This window comes from Algoriphagus yeomjeoni (assembly GCF_049821175.1).
GTDB lineage: Bacteria > Bacteroidota > Bacteroidia > Cytophagales > Cyclobacteriaceae > Algoriphagus > Algoriphagus yeomjeoni_A.
On record NZ_CP187512.1, the window covers coordinates 2552287 to 2571731 of the forward strand.

15 protein-coding genes and 1 other RNA gene are annotated in these 19445 nt (G+C 40.9%); 9 read left to right on the plus strand and 7 right to left on the minus strand.

What is annotated here, in order from left to right; genetic code table 11:
* Positions 1-23 precede the first annotated feature (23 nt).
* The gene (locus ACPUEN_RS10090; RefSeq protein WP_425635764.1) at positions 24-794 is read left to right on the plus strand and encodes a YdcF family protein; all 771 of its coding nucleotides are present in this window, start codon (positions 24-26) and stop codon (positions 792-794) included.
* A gap of 115 nt (positions 795-909) precedes the next feature.
* On the plus strand, positions 910-2031 hold the full coding sequence (locus ACPUEN_RS10095; protein WP_425635765.1) for an AAA family ATPase: 1122 nt from the start codon (positions 910-912) through the stop codon (positions 2029-2031).
* 222 nt (positions 2032-2253) lie between these two features.
* Here the strand turns inward: ACPUEN_RS10095 and ACPUEN_RS10100 are convergent, their stop codons facing one another.
* The 4 genes from ACPUEN_RS10100 to ACPUEN_RS10115 form a co-directional block, all read right to left on the minus strand.
* Positions 2254-3555 carry a type II toxin-antitoxin system HipA family toxin gene (locus tag ACPUEN_RS10100; protein ID WP_425635767.1) on the minus strand — a complete coding sequence of 434 codons (1302 nt, stop codon included), beginning with the start codon at positions 3553-3555 and terminating at the stop codon, positions 2254-2256.
* Positions 3549-3884, minus strand: coding sequence for a helix-turn-helix domain-containing protein (locus tag ACPUEN_RS10105; protein WP_425635768.1), 336 nt, complete (start codon positions 3882-3884; stop codon positions 3549-3551). Before ACPUEN_RS10105 ends, ACPUEN_RS10100 begins: the two co-directional genes overlap by 7 nt.
* Before the next feature lie 141 nt (positions 3885-4025).
* Positions 4026-7913: a DEAD/DEAH box helicase gene (locus tag ACPUEN_RS10110; RefSeq protein WP_425635769.1), complete on the minus strand. Its 3888-nt coding sequence runs from the start codon at positions 7911-7913 to the stop codon at positions 4026-4028.
* Positions 7914-8735 (minus strand): SDR family oxidoreductase, encoded by an 822-nt coding sequence (locus ACPUEN_RS10115; protein WP_425635770.1) that lies wholly within the window; start codon positions 8733-8735, stop codon positions 7914-7916.
* A 254-nt stretch (positions 8736-8989) separates the two neighbouring features.
* Between ACPUEN_RS10115 and rlmD the strand changes: the two genes are divergently transcribed.
* A complete protein-coding gene (gene rlmD / locus ACPUEN_RS10120) occupies positions 8990-10396 on the plus strand; it encodes a 23S rRNA (uracil(1939)-C(5))-methyltransferase RlmD (RefSeq protein WP_425635771.1) in 1407 nt (468 codons plus the stop codon).
* Complete coding sequence (locus ACPUEN_RS10125) at positions 10393-10770, plus strand: hypothetical protein (protein WP_425635772.1); 378 nt, start codon at positions 10393-10395, stop codon at positions 10768-10770. Before rlmD ends, ACPUEN_RS10125 begins: the two co-directional genes overlap by 4 nt.
* Positions 10771-10847: 77 nt before the next feature.
* Here the strand turns inward: ACPUEN_RS10125 and ACPUEN_RS10130 are convergent, their stop codons facing one another.
* A complete protein-coding gene (locus ACPUEN_RS10130; RefSeq protein WP_425635773.1) occupies positions 10848-12140 on the minus strand; it encodes an aminopeptidase P N-terminal domain-containing protein in 1293 nt (430 codons plus the stop codon).
* Between the two features lie 119 nt (positions 12141-12259).
* Here ACPUEN_RS10130 and ACPUEN_RS10135 point away from each other — a divergent pair, with 119 nt between their 5' ends.
* The 4 genes from ACPUEN_RS10135 to ACPUEN_RS10150 all read left to right on the plus strand — a co-directional run bounded on the left by ACPUEN_RS10135 (position 12260) and on the right by ACPUEN_RS10150 (position 16809).
* A complete protein-coding gene (locus ACPUEN_RS10135; protein WP_425635774.1) occupies positions 12260-13489 on the plus strand; it encodes a M16 family metallopeptidase in 1230 nt (409 codons plus the stop codon).
* A 2-nt stretch (positions 13490-13491) separates the two neighbouring features.
* Complete coding sequence (locus ACPUEN_RS10140) at positions 13492-14136, plus strand: O-methyltransferase (protein WP_425635775.1); 645 nt, start codon at positions 13492-13494, stop codon at positions 14134-14136.
* Between the two features lie 66 nt (positions 14137-14202).
* Positions 14203-15792: a LysM peptidoglycan-binding domain-containing protein gene (locus ACPUEN_RS10145; protein WP_425635776.1), complete on the plus strand. Its 1590-nt coding sequence runs from the start codon at positions 14203-14205 to the stop codon at positions 15790-15792.
* A gap of 24 nt (positions 15793-15816) precedes the next feature.
* On the plus strand, positions 15817-16809 hold the full coding sequence (locus ACPUEN_RS10150) for a DUF3078 domain-containing protein (RefSeq protein WP_425635777.1): 993 nt from the start codon (positions 15817-15819) through the stop codon (positions 16807-16809).
* Here ACPUEN_RS10150 and ACPUEN_RS10155 read toward each other — a convergent pair.
* Together ACPUEN_RS10155 and ACPUEN_RS10160 are read right to left on the minus strand one after the other, a co-directional pair.
* A complete protein-coding gene (locus tag ACPUEN_RS10155) occupies positions 16806-17189 on the minus strand; it encodes a hypothetical protein (protein WP_425635778.1) in 384 nt (127 codons plus the stop codon). The two genes, ACPUEN_RS10150 and ACPUEN_RS10155, sit on opposite strands and share 4 nt — an antisense overlap.
* A 191-nt stretch (positions 17190-17380) precedes the next feature.
* Positions 17381-18526 carry a DNA polymerase III subunit gamma/tau gene (locus tag ACPUEN_RS10160; RefSeq protein WP_425635779.1) on the minus strand — a complete coding sequence of 382 codons (1146 nt, stop codon included), beginning with the start codon at positions 18524-18526 and terminating at the stop codon, positions 17381-17383.
* Between the two features lie 239 nt (positions 18527-18765).
* Here ACPUEN_RS10160 and ssrA point away from each other — a divergent pair.
* Positions 18766-19168: a transfer-messenger RNA gene (gene ssrA, locus ACPUEN_RS10165) on the plus strand.
* The last annotated feature ends 277 nt before the right edge of the window (positions 19169-19445 follow it).

Sequence of the window (19445 nt, forward strand, 5' to 3'; positions counted from 1 at the left end):
TTCCATCTAAGAGCTAATTTCCCATGTTTTTCTACCTCTCTCAATTTCTGAGTTTCTTAGCAATGCCATTGACCATTATCAGTTTACTGATCTTAATTGGGACTATATATGTGAAAAAGAAATGGGGTAAAAGATGCCTTTGGGCTGGTTTGATTTTACTCTGGTTTTTCTCTAATCAGTTTATCGCAAACCAAGCCATGCTAGCTTGGGAACCTGATTTCAAGGAGTTTACTGAAATCAAAAATTACGAAATAGGTATTGTCCTTACTGGGGTAACAAACTTGAGTAAAACAGCCTATGACCGCACTTTCTTCCATAAAGGAGCAGATCGGATCACCCATGCGCTCCAGCTTTATCGCATGGGGAAAATCAAAAAAATCCTTATTACTGGCGGTCAAGGACTCAACCCGGTCAACCCACAATCAGAAGCTGAACTTTTACAGCGATTTCTAATCATGACTGGAGTTCCACCTGAAGACGTAATGATTGAAGCCTTAGCAAAAAACACGGCTCAAAATGCCCAGTTTACAAAGGAATTTTTGGAGAAAAATGGAATAAATACCAATCAAGAATTCCTTTTAATCACCTCAGCATTTCACATGTATCGTGCAAAAGGCTGCTTTGACAAAGTTGGGTTAAAAACGGAAACTTTCCCTACCGACTATTACGGTCACGATACGAAATATGATTTTCCATCATTTGTATATCCTAACCCTGCATCAATCGAAAACTGGCATAAACTAGTAAAGGAATGGATCGGAATTTTGGTGTACAAGATAGTGGGCTATATGTAAGTGAAAATTGTGAAATGGAATTGTAAATCTTTCAAATTATTACGTACTTTGCGTAACGTACTTTGCGTAACGTACTTTGCGTAACGTACTTTGCGTAATAAACGATACCGGTAGCATGAAAGAACCCTTTAATCCATTCGTAATCAATACTTATCAGGGAAAAGAGTATTTCTGTGATCGAGAAAACGATCTAGAAATGCTCATTTCTCACATAGAAAATGATAGAAATGTAGTGCTTTATGCCTGGAGAAGACTAGGAAAATCAGCACTTATTCATAGACTTTTTGATGAATTAGAGTCTTCAAAAAATTACGAAACACTCTACATCGACCTTCTCGCTACGCAAAATATCGATGAAGCCATCCAAACTATTTCGGCTGCAATCTATCAGAAATATGGAAAAAAAAGCGGTGGGATCAGCGCAAGTATTCAAAAACTGCTGGCTTCCATAGGCGCGACTATTAGCTTTAATCCAATATCTGGAACTCCCGAGCTCACGCTTGGAGTAAACAAATCCGAGCAGCCAAGCCAGTCTTTAGCTGCATTGGGCGAATTTCTGCTCTCTAGAAAAAAACGGATTGTAATCGCAATCGATGAATTCCAGCAAATCAACGACTACGAAGGAGAGAAAGCCGCAGCCGTATTCCGAGCGTGGGTGCAGCAGATTCCTGAAGTTCGCTTTATCTTCAGTGGAAGCCATCGCACACTGATGGAAGCTATGTTCACAGAGAAAAAGCGGCCTTTCTATCAAAGTTCAATGCTGGAATCTCTACAGCCCATTTCCTTGGAAGCTTATACTGAGTTTATCATACAACATTTTCAAGCAGCCAAAAAGACAATCGAAGCTGAATCTATTGCTAAGATCTATACCTGGAGCCGTGGCCAAACCTACACAGTTCAGTTGGTTTGCAATCACCTTTTTTCCAACTACAAAAAAGTCACAAATACTGATGTTGACACGGTATTTAATCAAATTCTAGTTCAGCAGCAGGCGATTTATGCCAATTTCCAAAAAATGCTCACCCGCACGCAGTGGAATGTATTCCGGGCCATCGCCAAAGAAGAGCCGCTTCAAAACCCCTTAAGCAAAGACTTTCTTCAAAAGCATAAGCTCGGCGCAGCAAGTACCGTGAGCACGGCTTTGAAAGCTTTGGAAAGACTGGAACTGGTGATCAAAGACGAAGGAAATTACCTGGTTCACGAAGTGCAGTTAGCGAGATGGATGGCGAGACTTTAACTCCGCGTTATGCTGCTTCTCCAGAAGCAGCACAGCAGTCAAACTAACAAAGTCACCGAATCAAACAACGTAAGAAACATAAAGAAAATGCTCAACCTGAGCCTCACCCGAAAATTAAGCCAGTCCCGTAAACCTCTGCTCACTGATCACTTGACAACTCACTCACACTATACTAATAATGTATTCTGAATCGAATTGCCGATGTGAGTGTCTTCACTCACATCAAATCAGTAAAGTGCTTTGAATACCATCTCTCAATTCAGTATCCACTCCCACTTCATCTGCAAATTCAGTCCAGTGACCTACCACCGATCTTACTTTTTCTATCTTTTCTTCTGGCTTTTTGATATTCATTTTTCGGGCAACTTCTAAAAAATCATCGTCCGTAATATTTTCTCTCTTCCCATTTACCATCAGCGACTGAGCACTCACCCAGAGACTTCCAGGACGATAAGCATAGCAAATATCATAGGCGGGAGAAAGTCTCCATTTTCCAGTTTTATCCATCAAAAACGCAAAGTTCTTGGTATGATCATCACAATTCCTCGCCAGCACATTGAATACCATACGAATGAACATTTGCTCTGCCTCAGGATAAGTGAGTCGAAGCATTCTCATTGTTTCGAAAACCTGCTCATAACTATAGAAACCAACTTGATTGAAGTCAAAATGACGAATTCCACATAAGCTTTGCATGTGGACCTTTTCTCCATTTTCCAATCGATCAAAACGCTTGGTCATAAAATGTGCTCTGCCATTTTCCTCTAGCAATCGACATTCACTCATTTCAACCCCAGCTTCCACAGCCATCAAGTAATAGGCCATTTCCACCCTTCCATACCCTACCGTGGCTCCAAACTGAGAATCGTGCACCCCATCAAACTTGATAATCCAATACGAAAATCCGGCTGGAGCTTTCACTTGCCCACTTTTAACTGCCCCTGTTTTTGGATTAAAAGCAATCACAGCCTTTGCACGAGCACCGCCTGCAGAAGTACCAATCTTGAGAATATCAGAAAGAGCAGATTGCTCCTCGCTTGTCAAATTTGACTGAAAATCGGCTCTGGAATTGAGAATCTTGCCTGCAATATCTACTAAACTATCAATCTCAATGGCACTTGCTTTCACTGCCTCACTTCTGAATGAAGGTCTGATTTCCAATGCCCCAATCCCACGTTTCCCGATAAAACACAGCTGTTCAACGGGATTCAGACTATCCGCAGCCCTCCCATTTTGGATCAGCCAAGCATTGATCAATTGGTTCCCATATTTATCCGGAAGCATATCTGCCAGCAAACCCGGAAGACCTTTGAATGTATCGAAGACATCACCCCGGGACTTACGGATTTCAGGAAATGAATAAATCCTTTTCCCCTGACTCAAAGGCATTCTTATCGGAGATATATCGAGACCTGAGCGAAGAAAATTTTGGTCAAACTCAAAACTACCCAACTGCTCAGAATCATCCCAGAAGATAGCACCGGCAAGCTGATCCCATAACCATATCTCCGCCGCAACTACCATTCTAAAGGAGGATCTTCAGCTGCCATATTGCTATTCCTCACCCGTTGACGCTCATGCTTCTTTTGAAGCTTGATGTAAGTCATAGGGCTGATCGTCTTCTTCACCTCAAATGACTCCAGCCATTGTAATTGGTCAAGTACTCGCAGCACTTGGATCAAAGTGATCAAATTCACCTTTTCGCCACGCTCCAAAAGACTCAATGTGGATCTACTCACACCGGAATCGGTCGCCAACTGCTCTTGAGACTTATTTTGCTGCATACGATGATGCTTGACAAAATCTCCCAGCTTTTTCAGAATTGCTAAATCACTTATTTGATTGTAATCCATGACTTAAATATCATTCATTATCCTCAAATATACATATTATCGAATGAATTATCATACAATTATAAAAATTGTAAATGAATGATAATTCATTCATTATAAATGAAAATATAACTTAAGGAATGACTTATAAGTCAAAAATAACTAGTATCTCTTGACAAATAGTTGCCTACTCCACTTCCACTCAAACCTCCAACCCTTCTGTTCAAGTAAAATAGGATGATATGCTACAGCTGCTTTTGCCGTAGGCGAATTGAAAAATCGCTGATCATCTGTAAGGATTGCCTTCATTTCTCCATTTGAATCATCAAAAACCAAGTCCATCACAACTGAAGGGGTTTCTTTGGAATAGAATTTATTTTGATCCAACAATATATTTTTTAAGCTCCAATCAATCTCATAGCCTTTAGAAGTAGGCTCTGGGGCAAGAACTAAGGCGCTTTTACTGTGCTTCTGTACAAAACTCAAAAACTCTCTCAATAGGACCAATCCAGGATTCTTAAGTTGGCCTGGTCGAAAATCTGAAGGCTCAATACTACTGATGACATGCATCTTTTTTCGACTTCGGGTGATCGCTACATTCAGGCGATTTTCAGCCCCAGCTTTACCCAACAGCCCAAAGTTGGTCACCAACTTCCCTTCAGGGTTTGGAGCATATCCCAAGGATAAAATCACCTGATCAAACTCATCACCCTGCACATTTTCAATGTTTCGAACCTTGATCTTTGAATCCTGAAAACCAGCAGTCCAAAGCTTTTCACGGATTAATTCCATTTGGAAGTAATTCCCCGTAACTACCCCAATAGTATCAGTTGGGCTTGAGCTTAAAATTGATTCTACTTTTAAAACTACTGCATCAGCCTCCGTTTTATTAACCTGACTAGCCCATATTCCTTGGACTTTTTCCCAAGTAAATGCAGGTTCAGCAGCCATAGAAGTAGCATAATCAGGTAATGTCTCTAACTGATCATCGTAGAAATGTGTATTGGAAAAATGAATCAAAGCAGGATCAGCCGAACGATAATGCCCTTTTAGCTGATGCTTTTCAAAGAAATTCCCAGCCAATTCCAAAAGAGACTCCGCTTCATACTCCAAGCCTTCCTCATCCGAGTCCCATTTGACCTGATAAAAATCTGAAGGACGCAGTTGTTTAGAATCACCTGCCACAACCACTTGTTTTCCGCGGAGCATAGCTGGCAATCCTCGCTCCACCTGACATTGAGAAGCCTCATCAAAAATCACCAAATCGAATTCTTGACCAAGTGGAAATAAGGCAGAAACAGTTTCTGGACTCGCAAACCAACAGGGTAATAAGCGAAAAATTTCCTCTCCCATTTCTTCCACCAGCTTCCGAATCGGCCAACGCTGACGCTTTTTACACACCTGATGGAGCAAATCCCGATAAGTCAGTCGATTGCCCAAGCGATTATAGTCTAGCTCAGAAGTAACTTGTTCTCGAAGACGGAGCAAAGCGATATGCCTGGCTATCTTCCTTTTCTCAAGAACAGCAAACTTCAATTCTTCCAATTCATGCTGCATCGTCAAACTTCCAGCTTCTGCCAAAACAGGAGTTTTAGCTTCCAACTGAGCTATCCAAGCCAAATACCACGAATTCCAAAAAGCGCTGGTCTGATCCAAAACACTCAATTCAGAGTACTCTTCAGCAATTTTTCCAGCTAGGTCAAGAGTGATTTGGTCCAAACTATCCAGAAATCGATCAAATGAAACCAGTTCCGAAAATGTCTGATTTAGCTCTAATTCAGAACCAATTTCCGGTATTCCATTTTTATATGCATCCAAAATCTGGGAAATACTAAGATAAGATTTCCATTGGATTGATTTGGTATAAAATAACTCAGAAAATGCCCAAAGCTCACCAATTTGAGTCCCTAACTCAGAGATGTTCCATTTTGCTAGTTTGTGAATATCACTCTGATTTCTCCAGCCTAAAACCCATTCAATCGTAGGATTTACCTCATCGAGTATTCCTTGTAAACCCTCGATAGAAAGCTCCATTAATTCTAACCCATCAATTTTAGGCAACTTCTCAAACTCTTGATTTAGCAATTTCAATCCCTCAAGCTCTCTTTGCAGGTCAGATAAAACCACTGAATTAAGCTTTAAATTACCAGAAGCAAGTATCGAAAAAACCAGCGGAAACTTACTTTTATTGAAATTCGCTTGGAGCCTACCGAACCAAGTGCCGACTAGAGATCCCAACCCATTCAACTCCAATTCTAAAACTGAAAGATCTTCAGTGAGTGGTGAAATCCCGTACTGAAACTTATTAAGCTGTTCAATAGTGCCAGTAGCCCAGCCTTGAATTGTAGTAAGCTTATCAAAAAAATCCTCGCTAAGAGCTGCCGAAATTGCTAATTGTGGATTTTCCAGTTGAAGAAAGGAAGAATTTAGCTTGGCAAGCGTCTGAGGAAGATTAGAATCAGCTAAAATGAGCTTGGCCAAATGCGCATAATCAATCGCTAGTTCTTCCTTTTTAAACTTAGAATTAAAGTCAGCAATCTCCTTCAAACTTTGGGAAATCCGCGGGAAAACTGCAGGCTCAAAATGAGCAAAGGAAATTCGGTTTTGCCAGAACGTGCCTTTAATGTGTGACTGATAGGCATGATATAATTTAAAAGATCTCTCAAACTCCTGAGCAGATTGAAAATCAAGCTTTTTTAACCTTTCATGCTCGAAGAAGGATTTCTTTAAACTAGCCTTCAAATACATTCCTTTAATTGGAATGCCTGCTGTATTCACATCAAAAAGGGCTGTTCGTAGGTTTTCAAACTTCTCTGAAAGTCTGGAAATAGTCTTGGAGTAATTTGAAATTTCCCGCTCTAGTTCTATGGAATCAATTCCCCGGTTATGCTCTTGATAGCTGTCAATTGAATCAATCTGCCCTTTTATTTTATGAAAAAGTTCCTTTTGATCGGCACGAAAATCATGCACCAAACCTAAAAAATCTCCAAAACCTGCATTTGATAATCGCTCAAATACAACATCCAAAGCTGCTCGCTTTTGGGACACTACCAAGACCTTTTTGCCTCTGGAGCAATAGTCAGAAACAAGGTTGGCTATCAATTGAGATTTTCCCGTACCTGGGGGTCCTTCTACAACTAGGCTTTTTCCTTGGCGAACTTTCACTAATACATTCTCCTGCGTAGCATCCAGCGGAAAAACAGGAAAAAGCTGATCTTCTCTTGGAACAGGTTGATTTTCACCACTTGTGAAATGCTCAGTGAATAAATCGTCCAAAGTCTTTTCTCCAAATTCTATCTCCAGCTTTTCATGATCAGAAAATAGAAAACTGCCTTTTTGAGCAAACAAACCTAAGAGCGCATAGCTTTTCAAGACCAGTTTTCCATCATGAAAAAGACTAGAATCAAGGCTTGACTGTGAAATCGGAAAGGAGACGAGTTGGTCCTCAAAAATCGAGGAACTGAGCTGAAGAGAAAAATGCTCATTGAGAAGCTTGGTGAGTTCAGTTCGGAATTCTGTCGCATCGTTGGACAATTCCCGCAAGGCTAGATTTAAAACTTCCTCATCTAGCGCTTTGCCGTAGGCATGACTATAGGCCAAAAGAAAAGCAGGATTCCACTGCCAATCATCTGTTTTGGAAAGATTCCAGTGTTCATTATGTACTTTTAGCTTTACTCCTAAAAGCAACAAAGGTGCCCGCAGAACTTGTCCATTAAGTAATTTCCCCTCCACAAATGGCCAACCAAGATAAAGGGATTGCTCGCCTGTCTCTTCCTGTGTAAGTTGATCTCGAAAGGAAAGTCTGGAAAATGCCTTGGAAATACTATTTACGTCAGCAAGCCGAGGGTCTGATTCTGGAATTAACGAAATTTGTTTATTTGAAGAAATAGCCTTCTTGATGATTTCAAAGCTATTTTCCCCATTCAAAAAATCTAATTCTTTCAGATCGACCACTCCAAAACCTTCAGTCTTTGGCAAATAAAGTGACCTGTTTTTGGTGGACAGGTCGACTAGACGGTTTCGGTAAGTCTGAAAGATCGATTCCTGCATTTACTGGAATGGTGAGTCTTTTTCCTTTTTCAACTGATTGTAAACGATGTAATCCAACCTTCCTGGCATCCATTTATTAAGGAATTTCAACCACCATCCTTGGGTGGTCAATGTCAGATCACGCTTCCTTTTCAAGGTGGCTTTCAGGATTCTCTCTGCTACCTCCTCCGAACTCATCATTTTTGATTCATCTCTTGGTGATTCTCCTTGCAAAGCACCGTGCGCATCTAGCGCGTTCTTACGGATATTTGAGGCAGTAAATCCAGGACATGCCACTAACACATGGACACCTTTTTTCATCACCTCTGTTCTTAGGGATTCGAAAAATCCATTCATAGCATACTTACTGGCCGTATAGGCGGTTCTCGCTGGCGTGCCTCGAAATCCGTTGACTGAAGAAATCCCAATCACAGATCCTTTTTGCTCTAAGATTGACGGCAAGCAAAACTTTGTAGCATAGACTGCTCCCCAAAAATTTGTATTCATTACCTTATGAAACACCTCGAAGTCTAGATTTTCAAACAACGCTCTCATGGTTATTCCGGCGTTATTAATCAGTATGTCGATTTTACCAAACTTCGCCAAAGTAGCCTGAGCCATTCGCTCATTGTCATCAATCACGGCAGCATCTGCGGAAATGGCTAGCACTTCTATGCCTTCAGCTTCCATTTTGGCTTTGACAGAATCCAACTTATCCTGATTTCTGCCTGTAATGACGATTTTAGCACCTGCTTTGCCGAAAGCAAAAGCACATGATTCTCCTATTCCCGAGGAAGCTCCAGTGATGATTACTACTTTATCTTTAAGACTATCTTTTTTCATTAATGGTGCAAAGGTACAGAATTTGATCTTTATCAATTTTGCTTTAATGTGAGTAAATAGAAGAGAAAATCACATTCTTATTAGCGAATTACCATAGATGTGAGCTTTTAAAACATTTCTATAAACCTAGATCTAATTTTTAAAGTTTAACAAAAGAAAATTTTCTCGCTAAACCTTCGGCTTAAGATACGATCCAACTTACACCTTAGATTTTCGATTCCTTTTTACAGGCAAATTTCCCTAATTTTGCGCCCATGTCGCGAAAAATGAAAAATAAAGTGATCACCAATCTCCTCATCGAACGCATTGCTTCGGAAGGAAAATGCTTGGGACATCATGAGGAAAAAGTGGTTTTTGTAACGGGCGTAGCTCCTGGAGATGTGGTGGATGTGCGGATTACAAAGGGAAAAAGCTCCTTTATGGAAGGCGAACCAGTGAAATTCCACGAGTATTCAAAAGAGCGAATTGACCCTTTTTGCTCGCATTTCGGAATCTGTGGCGGATGCAAATGGCAGCACATCAATTATGATTTACAGAAAACCTACAAGCGTCAGCAGGTTTTGGATCAGTTTCAGCGCATCGCCAAAGTAGATATCCCAGAGGTGAAGCCAACCTTAGGCTCTGAAAAGACAAGATATTATAGAAATAAACTTGATTTCACTTTTTCCAACAAGAAGTGGCTGACCATAGAGCAGATTCAGTCTGGAGAAGATTTTGACAGAAATGCATTGGGTTTCCATATCCCAAAGATGTTTGACAAGATCGTCGATGTGGATCATTGCTACTTGCAGGGAAATATCTCCAATGATGTCAGAAATGAACTGAGAACTTTTGCGCTAGCTAACAATTTGAGTTTCTACGACATCAGAAATCAAGTGGGACTACTTCGAAATTTGATCATCCGTACCACCAGCACAGAGCAATCCATGGTCATCGTACAGTTCGGAGAAGATGATCCAGAAGGAATCCAAAAGGTCATGGAATTCCTAAATGAGAAATTCCCTCAGATCACTTCTTTGCTATATGTGATCAACACCAAAGGAAACGAGACTTTCCATGATTTGGAATTAGTGACTTTCTCAGGAAATGACTACATCGAAGAAGAAATGGAGGGCTTGAAGTTCAGAATTGGACCAAAGTCTTTCTATCAAACCAACTCCGAGCAAGCCTACGAATTATACAAAGTCGCTCGAGATTTTGCTGATTTGCAAGGCGATGAAGTAGTCTATGATCTCTACACTGGTACTGGAACTATCGCCAATTTTGTAGCCAAAAAAGCCAAACAAGTCATCGGAATCGAATATGTACCTGCAGCGATAGAAGATGCGAAAATCAATTCTCAGATCAACGGGATTGACAATACGCTTTTCTACGCGGGTGATATGAAAGACATGCTTAACGAGGAATTCACCGCGACTCACGCCGCTCCAGACTTAATCATCACCGATCCTCCACGTGCAGGAATGGACGAGAAAGTCGTGCAAATGCTCTTGAGATTAGCTGCGCCGAAGATCGTCTATGTCTCTTGTAATCCTGCGACTCAGGCTAGAGATGTGGCGCTTTTGGCAGAAAAATATGAAGTGGAAAAAATCCAGCCAGTGGATATGTTTCCACAGACGTATCATGTAGAAAATGTAATCAGCTTAATCCTAAGAAAATGATGAGAGATGAAAATGCTCCCGAATTAGACGGGAAATATTTGGGAACTATTACGAGTGATTTTGTAAAGATTTCTGATACGTTGAAGGAAGCTTCTTACCAAATTCGCTCACGCAAATTTTCTGAATACCCAATCTTCCCTATCTCCAAAGAGATGCAGCCCATCGGTAAAATCTTTATCGGAAAAGCTGAGAAAGATTTGGATTGGAACTACTTCATCACCTATCTCGATGAGTTTATTCAGCGAAAATTAATTGGAGAAGACACCATAGAAGACTTCCAAAATGCTTACAAAGACCCAGATGAATTTTGCTGCTTATTTGTCATCGACGGAGCCTTTACTAGTTTCGTTTATATTCCTTATCCGAATGATTAACTTTTAAATCTATTCATAAAAAAAGCTTTACCTTTTAATAGGGTAAAGCTTTTTTGTTTTGTTTCTAACCGATCGAATTAACTATTCATCAACTCCTCGATCTCCTCTGCTTCAATTGGGATATTTCTCATTAAGTCAAAGTATCCTTTGCCTTCCTGGATCTCGATGTTGTTTTCCAATCTAACTCCAAGACCTTCTTCCTGAATATATATTCCCGGTTCTACGGTAAATACCATTCCCGGTTTGATCGGGCCATGCATGGTTCCTACGTCGTGGACGTCTAATCCTATATGATGTGAGGTGCCATGCATAAAATACTTTTTGTAAGCCGGCCAAGCTGGATCTTGATTTTTTATATCTGTCTGATCGATCAATCCCAACCCAACTAATTCACTTTGCATAATTAACCCCACTTCCTTGTGGTAGTCTTGGATATTTGTTCCAATCGTCAAAATCCGAGAAGCTTCCTTCTGCACTCGCAAAACAGCATCATAAACAGCACGCTGTCTTTCGGTAAATCTTCCGCTCACTGGAATTGTCCTAGTCATATCAGCATTGTAGTTCCCATACTCTGCACCTACGTCCATGAGAAGCATTTCGCCAGCTAGGCAAGCCTTGTGATTTTCGATGTAATGAAGCACACAAGCTGAAGCACCAGAAGCGATAATTGGCTCATAAGCGAAGCCGTTGCTTCGATTTCTTACAAATTCATGCAAGTATTCTGCTTCGATTTCATACTCAGTCACTCCAGGTTTTACAAAAGATAAAATTCTTCTGAATCCCTTCTCGGTAATATCACAAGCTATTTGAAGTTGGTCGATTTCCTCTTTTTCCTTCACTCCTCTCAGCTCATGCATGATCGGAGCAGCTCGATGATAGGTATGAAGCGGGAATTTCTCCTTGCATTCTTTTATAAATCTCGCATCCTGAGTTTCTACGACTACCCCGGCACGCAGATGCTCATTGGTATTCAAATACACATTGCAGCAAAGCGCCATTACCGTATTGAATACCTGATCAAAGTTCGAAAGCCACTGGATATTTTTGATTCCAGAAGTAGCCTCTGCTTCTTCTTTGGTGTATTTGTGACCTTCCCAGATGGCAATATGCTCATTCGTTTCGCGGAGAAAAAGAACTTCCCGCATGTTTGGATTTGGACAATCAGGAGCTACTAAAAGTATGGTTTCCTCTTGATCTATTCCTGTCAAATAAAACAAATCGTTATTCTGACGAAAGTGCATCGTCCCGTCAGCATTGGTAGGCATGATGTCGTTGGAGTTGAAAATTGCCACACTGCTTTCAGCAAGTTTGTAGCAAAACTTCTCGCGATTCTTAATGTAAAGGGAACTGGAAAGAGGTTGGTATTTCATATTTTTCTTAGGCTTATAAGGTGGAAAGTTACAAATTCTCGGGCTATAATCAGGTTTGAAATTCCTCTGGAACCATTTTCCTGCTTTACTTTGTATATTACCGACAGGGTAAATAAAGCATGGAATTAAACATCAAAGAACTTAGTAACGGCATTCGGATTGTCCATCAGGAAGTTACCCATACCAGACTTGTTCACTGCGGATTTATATTAGACATAGGAAGTAGAGATGAGACCAAAGAGCAAGAGGGACTTGCACACTTTTGGGAGCATATGGCTTTTAAAGGCACTCAAAAACGTAAAACCTTCCATATCCTCAATCGTCTAGAGTCGCTCGGCGGAGAACTCAACGCCTACACTACCAAAGAGAAAGTTTGCTTCTATGCCTCAACTCTTAAAGAGCATTATGGCAAAGCTTCCGAGTTACTTTTTGACATTACCTTCAATAGCACGTTCCCAGAAAAGCAGATCGAAAAGGAGCGGCAAGTTATCCTGGAAGAAATGGCGATGTACCGCGATTCTCCAGACGATGCTATTCAGGATGAGCTCGACGAATTGGTTTTTGAAAATCATGCACTGGGAAGAAACATCTTGGGTACAGAGCAAACCGTGGGAAGCTTTACACAACAGGATTTCTTTGATTTTATATCCACTCGTTTGGACACTTCCAGGCTTATCTTTTCAGTGGTTGGGAATATCTCATTTCAGAAAGTTTTGAAAGGAATTGAAAGCCCTTTGTCCCAAATACAAACCAAGAGAAGTCTATACGTCAGAAATGGATTCAATAACTATTCCCCCAAAATAAAAACGCAAGAACGAGATATCAGCCAGTCACTTTGTGCAATCGGCCGCCCCGCTTTTTCGCTTTACGATCCAAATCGATTCAAACTTTACCTCCTGAATAACATTCTCGGCGGACCAAGTATGAATAGCCGCCTCAATCTTATGCTCAGGGAAAAGCACGGCTATGTCTATAGCATTGAATCGAGCTATCAGCCTTTTTCCGATGTTGGCTTTTTTGGGATTTACTTTGGCACAGAAGGAAAAACGCTGAAAAAAGCCCAATCCCTGGTACTCAAAGAAATGAACAAATTATCCAACACCAAACTTGGGACGCTTCAGCTTCACATGGCAAAGGAGCAGGCAATTGGCCAAATGGCGATGGCCGAGGAAAATTACTCCGCCTTGATGTTAGTTTATGGTAAAAGTCTTCTGGATCATGGAAAAGTGGATCCCTTGGACAAAATCTTCGCCCAGATCAAAAACACTACTGCAACAGAAATTCAGGGAATCGCCCAAGACATCTTCAATCCTGACCAGCTTACTTTCCTAACTTATACTCCCCAATAATCATGGAATTTATCGATCCCGCGCTTTTAGCATATTGTGAAGATCATACTTCAACAGAAGACAATTTACTCCTGAAAATAACCCGGGAAACTCAGGCAAAAGTCATGATGCCACGCATGATCTCCGGACATTTGCAAGGGAAAATGCTGGAGCTTTTCACCAAAATGCAGAATCCAAAAACTATTCTTGAAATCGGCACCTATACTGGCTATTCAGGACTTTGTCTGGCTAGAGGTTTGAGAAAAGATGGAAAGCTGATAACCTTAGATATTAATGATGAGCTGGAGACGATGGTACGTGGCTTTTTTGAAGAAAGTGGACTTGCTGACCAAATCGACTACAGACTTGGAAATGCACTCGAAATAATCCCTATGCTAACCGGTCCATTTGATATGGTTTTCATCGATGCTGACAAAATCAATTATTCCAATTATTACGACTTGATCATAGAAAAGATGAATTCAGGAGGGATCATCCTAGCAGATAATGTGCTCTGGTCAGGTAAAATCCTAGTCGAGGAAGGACAAAAAATCGACAAAGACACCCAAGCCTTATTGGACTTCAATACCATGATTCAAAACGACCCTCGTGTTGAAAACGCACTACTTCCAATCCGGGATGGCGTGATGATGGCAAGAAAAATCTAGCTGAAACGAAAAGGGGAATCATTTTTGCTAAAATGAGGCAGAATCGATGATGAAAGCCTTTTTCGAATGAAAACCTACAGTATTCCCTACCTTCTTTTCATCTTGCTAGTATTTTTTGGCCAGGAGTCCATGGCCCAAATACCGCAAGTCCCTGCTGAGTTGGAATTTGCAGATCTTATCATAAGAATCAACCCCCAGGCTCGCCGTGAAATCCAGCTAGACGTAGATGCACAATACCGAAATCCTGCTTATTTCAAAGTAAAGCAAGATCGCGTCAATCTCTATATGCCGATCATCGAGCGGGAGCTTAGAAACTCAGGTGTGCCCTTAGATTTAAAATACTTGGCAATTCAGGAAAGCGGCCTGATTGGAGACGCAGTTTCCACTTCCAATGCAGTAGGATTCTGGCAGTTCAAACAGGGTACAGCTGAGGAGGTTTTTCTCAGAGTAGACAATCAGATCGATGATCGGAAAAATATTGTCAATGCAACCAAGGGAGCTGCACTTTATTTACAAAAACATAACAATACATTCGACAATTGGATGTGTGCTTTAGTTTCATACCAGATGGGCCTAGGAGGTGCGAAGGCATACTTTGGCACCCAATACAATGGAAAGCGCATCGTAGATGTTAACAGAAACACACATTGGTATTTCAAGAAATTCTTAGCTCATAAGATCGCATTTGGAAGTCAAAAAACCATGCTCGTTAGTAATGGACAGTACATGGCAGAAGAGCGGGTACAAGGCCCAACTACTTTGGCCGCTTTAGCTAAAAGGTATGGGGTAACCGAACAGCATTTAAAAGATTACAATCTTTGGACTAAAAATGGAAAAATCCCTGGAGATAGAGTCTATACCGTGATTTATGTGAAAGAGGGTTCCCTACCTACGAAGCCAGCAATTATCACCGAAGCAAAGCCTAGCACTCAAAGTCCTAGCTCGACAACTACTTCTACTTCACCAGCTTATAGGCAGGCGAACTCTTTTCCAAGAATTTCAGGAAATACGACCAAAGCATCTCAGCCAGATCAGATCACAGTGAACAACCTAGAGGGTGTCCAAGCTGCTCAATCGACCACTCAAAGTACTTTCTCAGACCGAGTGGGTATAAGAGAAAATAAATTCAGGAGACTGAATGATTTGGATAAAGGAGAGCGAATCGAAGCTGGTGAATATTACTATACCGAGAAAAAGAATGCGAGTGCTGAAGTAGCCACACACATCGTACGTTCAGGCGAAACCCTATGGAGCATTTCGCAGAAATATGGAATAAAACTCTCCGCACTGAAGTCTAAGAACCGAATCAGAAAGGACAGAGACTTGAAAGTTGGAATGGTGCTAAACCTTCAAGAACATAGAAAACGTGGAGAGGATATTCCAGTGGTGAAAATCAATAATCCAGCACCAACAAGAGAAGTTGTAGCAACTAGTACATCAACTCAAGCTACAACTCAACCGGCTGAAAGTAATTCAACTGCGGATACTAGTAATACTTCTAGCTCAAAACTAACACATACCGTTTCCAGTGGAGACACACTATTTGCTATAAGTAAGAAATACGGTGTGACCGTCAACCAGTTGAAAAGCTGGAACAATATTGGAACTCAAAACATCATATCCATAGGGCAGAAATTGGTTATCTTCCGCCCTTAAATTGCAATTTTCCGCGCTTTTTAAATGTCAAAATATCTCCTAATTTTTGGATTATTTCTTTTCTGCCTCAGCCACACTTTGCAGGCTCAGGACAGGCAATACATACCTGACACTGTCCTCATCAATGGGGACACTTTATTGATGCTTGGAGATTCTCTGTTTATTGAGGAGCCTGTAAAAGAAATTTTCTGGAAAACGGGGGGCAATTATAACCTGAATATTCAGCAAGTCACTTTATCAAACTGGGCAGCCGGTGGCGCAAGTACTTTTGCAATGAACTCTGGCTTAACGCTTTTCGCCAATTACAAAAAAGATAATAAAGTTTGGGACACTCAACTCACTGTAAGTCTAGGCTTCAACCGCCAAGACGACAGGGATTTTAAAACCAGAAAGACTAATGACAATTTCACTTTTGTAAGTAATTATGGTCGGGAGCTTTCTGAATTTTTCTACTTATCCACTCAACTAGATGCGAGGACGCAGCTGCTTGCTGGTTACAAATTTTCCAGACCAGCGGGAAGTGATGTGGAAATCCGAACAAAAATATCAGACTTATTATCTCCCGGCTATGTGCAATCTTCCACAGGTCTTAACTACCGAAAAACGTATAAGGACAAGAGTAAGCTTTCAGTTATACTATCCCCTTTCACGGGTAGATTTACGATTGTCTTGGATGACTCACTAAGTCGAGCAGGTGCATTCGGTGTAGTACCTGGAGAAAATGTTAGAGCAGAGGCCGGGGTGTCAGTTGCTGCCTCAGTGACAGACGTTCAACTAATGAAAAATGTCACCTGGAAATCAGATATCAACCTTTTCTCAAATTATGAGGTGTTTGGAAATATGGTGGTCAATTTTAAATCTGTGATTAGAATGCAGGTGAATAAATTCATTTCTACCCGGATTGAGACGGTGCTTATTTATGATGAGGAAGTGTTTATCAAACAGGATGACGGGACTTCCAGGCAAGCTGTGCAGCTTCAGAACCTCATAAACTTTGGAATATCACTGGATTTTTAAAAGTCAGTCTCCAAACCAAACCTACGTTGAAACTCACCCAATGCTGGGTGTTTTTCCTTTAAAAAATTGAATTTGTCGGTACTCGTATAGAGCTTATTTCGCTCAGATTCCAATTCTTCTTTTATCTCAACTTCTACTTTAAAGTGATTGACTTTACCTAGCTCCCTGATAATTCGAACTAACTCAGGCTTCATTTTCAGTGCAATCTCTTCTTGCACATGACCCATCACTTCGAGAATAACTGTGTTTGAGTTCATCTTAATGGATTGGCCAAGAATCGCCAACTCCATACTTTTCCCAAGCTTCTGAAAGTGCTCCCTCACCTGTGGGAAGACTTGATCTAATATTTCCTGAGTAAGATCTCTTCCTTCTATTTTCACTTCAACTACCTCCTCAATCTCGTTAGATTTAGCCTGTTGAATTTCATCCTTAGCCTTCTGATCAGCTAATTGCTTTGTATGCCCTAGATTTTTTGGGATAGAAATAGTCTTTTGTAAAAGACTAGTCTTCGTAGTACTTGAAGTTGCCGGAAAAGGAATTGGTTGCTTTTGAGACTCAGGTTCTTGGTCTGTCAGACTTTTTTTTTTGCATCCTCTGCAGCCACCATAGATAGACGGAAGGCCTGAGGAAGTTTTGCCATTTTCATTAGAGCCAACTCCACATGTAAACGCTGATTCTTTGACGTCTTATAATGAATATCGCATTGATTGGCGATGTTCAAGGCAGAAAGTAAAAAGGAAGCAGAAGCGGCTTCTGTCTGCTGCAAATAGCGCTCTTTGGCAGATTCCGATACTTCGATCAACTCAACAGTAGCAGGATCTTTGGCCACTAACAAGTCACGTAAATGCTCGCAAAGTCCAACAATAAAATTATGCCCATCAAAACCTTTCTTCAGGATTTCGTCAAAAATCAATAAAACCTGAGAAAGATCCTCAGAGACCAAAGCATCCAAAACTTTGAAATAGTAGTCATAATCCAGAATATGAAGATTTCCTATGGTCTCATGATAGGTCACTTTTTTCCCGGCGGAATAAGTAACAATCAAATCAAACATAGAAAGTGCATCCCGAAGCGCGCCATCTGCTTTGGTGGCAATAAGTCTAAGCGCTTCTTCCTCATAATCCACTTTTTCCTTTTCCGCGATGTATTGCAAATGGCCCGAAATGTCTTTGATCTGAATTCTATTGAAATCAAAAATCTGACAACGAGAAAGAATAGTAGGGATAATTTTATGCTTCTCTGTGGTCGCCAAAATAAAAATGGCATACTTAGGAGGCTCCTCCAAAGTCTTCAAAAAGGCATTGAAGGCTTGATTTGAAAGCATGTGAACCTCATCAATAATATAGACTTTGTACTGCCCTTTTTGCGGAGCATACCGCACCTGATCTACTAGATTACGGATATCATCTACGGAGTTATTCGAAGCAGCATCGAGCTCGTAGATATTGAACGAACTGTTGTTTTGAAAAGAAACGCAGGACTCACATTTACCACAAGCTTCAAAATCAGCTTGAAGATCTTCACAGTTAATCGTCTTGGCAAGGATACGGGCACAGGTAGTCTTACCCACCCCACGTGGACCGCAAAACAAAAAAGCCTGAGCTAAGTGATTGTTTTTAATCGCATTCTGAAGCGTAGTGGTGATATGCTGCTGCCCTACTACGCTCTTGAAATCTGCTGGTCTGTATTTTCTTGCCGAAACGACGAAATTTTCCATCACCGCAAGATATAAAAAACTCTATATTCAGGAAGCCTGAAATCCGAGCTATTCAAAAGATTTTCCGTAAAGAATTGAGTTTGAAGCCCATCCTTTTGGATAATTTAAAACAGTATTCAGAGATCAGTGTTCAGTTTTCAGCTTGGCCACTGAACACTGATCTCTGACTTAATCAATTTAATTGCACCAACTTCATGTCGGAACTATTTTTCCATTACTTTTGTCAACCTAATTCAAATGGGGCTGACCGGTTTTGACAGTAAGTGTAAAGATCGGGCTCGCATGCAGGCTGGAGTATGTACGGCCTTGAAAAATTCATACGCACTATAAATGGCGAAGAATCTTACGCTATGGCTGCCTAATCTAACCTTTATCGGATAGATCGCTTGAAGGGTTGAGTTACGAGAGTAATTCCCCGGCCACATCTCACCGCCCGTTGTCTGGTCCGGGTGGATCTGAGGTGTCGACTTGATCAGAATGCTGCTTGTGATGCTATTATGCAGGCTTAAGACCCAGTAGCTAAGTCGAAACTAGGTGTGTTACCCAGCATATTTCGATCGAAAAACCAACAGGTAACTAAGCATGTAGACGGTACGTTGTTTCCTTATCTGGACGCGAGTTCGAATCTCGCCAGCTCCACCTGACGGCACAAATCCAATTTTGAAGGATTTGTGCCTTTTTTTTTGTGCCTACAATCCACTATTAATCAGATAGATAAGCTTACCAAATTTGTTGACTTCGGGAGTTCGAACTTTTTGGTCCTGAAAAGTGATTTTTAAAAAAAGTCGAATTCAGCATAACCTACCCTCATTTTTACCTAACTATCCAAGCTTATATACCACCATTAATCCCCTGTATATCATTGCCTTAAAGTCTTTTTCGAGGCTTTAATTTTAATTTGAAATTGAAGCTGGAAATA